Source organism: Arhodomonas sp. KWT (assembly GCF_010993615.1).
Map to the genome: position 1 here is coordinate 1 of NZ_WNXE01000403.1, position 1,571 is coordinate 1,571.

Consider the following 1,571-nt stretch of genomic DNA (forward strand, 5'->3'; position numbering starts at 1 on the left):
TTCGCCGAGCAGTACGCGCTCGTGGTGCTGGACTGCCCGCCGGGGCTGTCCCGCTTCGCCGAGCAGGTCGCGCGGGCCGCGGACCGGGTGCTGGTGCCGGTGGTGCCGAGCCCGCTGTCGCTGCGGGCGTGGACGCAGATGCGCGAGCACCTGGGCGGCAAGAAGGCGGTGCGCCGGCGGCTCTCCCCGTTCTTCAGCCTGGTGGACCGTCGCCGCCGCCTGCACCGGGACTGGCTGGCGGAGCCGCCCGCGGCCTTCGAGGGCCTGATGGCCGGTTGGATCCCCTACGCCAGCGTGGTCGAGCGCATGGGCCTGGAGCAGGCCCCGGTGGGGACGTTCGCCCCGCGCAGCGCCGCCGCCAGGGCGTATGCCGGTCTCTGGACCGAGGTCGCCGCCGGGTTCGGACGCTGATCCCCGCCCGCGGGGATCAGCCGGCGGCCGCGACCGGTGCAGCGTCCCGCTCGCCCGTCCAGGGCGTCCAGTGTCCGGCGCGGTGGTAACGCCACGCGAGCTGTCCGGACTCGTCCAGTGCCAGCAGGTGTGCCCAGCGGTTGTCGAACATCGCGCGGACGTCGTCATGGCGCCGCAGGGCCCCGTCTATGGCCGCCGTCGGGGCCTCGATGACCACCGTCAGCCGCAGGGGGTGGTGGGCGGATCGGTCGCCGTCGTGTACCGACTGCCAGGGCAGTCCGGTACGCAGGGCACCACCGTTGCCCTCGACCACGCCGATCCCCCCGGTGACGTTGTGCAGGACCTTGCTGCCCCCGCCGAACGTGTCCGGCGCCACCGTCGAGCCGTAATACTGCAGGTTGATCCAGCTCGCCACGACGACCGGCGCCGTCAGGATCTGCTCGAGGACGCGGAACCCCTCATCATCGCGCCATTCGTAGCTGTGCAGAAAGGCCCGGCCGCCGAGGTCCCGGCCGCGGGTGCGGTGCCTCGGTGCCACGATGAAGGCGCTGCAGCCGGCCAGTCCCCACTCCGGGCGCAGCTCGGCCCAGTTGCGGCCCCGGGCGGCGACGTCCGACCCGCGCCTGGCCCGGGGCAGCCGCCGCGCCCGTTCGTCGCGGGCGAGTTCACCGGCGGTGTCGAACCGCTGCGCGAGCCTCGCCACGTCATCCCGGTGTGCGGATGACGGTGCGTCACCGTCGAAGAGCGTGACCCGGTCCGACGTGGTGTCGTGGAGCGCACCCACGAAAAGCGTGTCCGCGGGGATCGGTATGCCACGCCCGGCCAGCCGTGCCCTGACCTCCGGGTCGTTGAGCAGGCCGGCGAGCGCTCTGGCGTTGACGTCCCCGGCGTGCCCGCCGCAGGCGCCGCACTGCAGCGTGCCGGCGTGCGGATTGTTGCTGACCCCGGCGCCGTGGCCGACGAAGACCACCAGCCGGGCGAAGTTGTCCGTGAGCGACATGGCCCGGAGGATGGACTCGGCGGTCTCCGCGCGTTCCTCCGGGCCGAGACCCGGGATGGCCGGGGCGGGGCCGGCGCCGGCGCGGCGCCGGTGCAGACCGAGGCTGTCGCCCAGCAGCTTGCCGGCGTAGACGGGGCCCATCGACTCCACGAACGCGAAG

The 1,571-nt window shown here is 74.0% G+C and carries 2 protein-coding genes; one reads left to right on the forward strand and one right to left on the reverse strand.

From position 1 onward, the window contains the following. The coding region (locus G7A99_RS19370; RefSeq protein ID WP_163143305.1) for a ParA family protein at positions 1–411 on the forward strand (411 nt) is incomplete at its 5' end. Between the two features lie 16 nt (positions 412–427). On the opposite strand, the gene G7A99_RS19375 is transcribed toward G7A99_RS19370, so the two are convergent. Then, positions 428–1,571, reverse strand: a 1,144-nt coding sequence (locus G7A99_RS19375; RefSeq protein ID WP_163143308.1) for a putative inorganic carbon transporter subunit DabA, incomplete at its 5' end; no start/stop codon positions are given.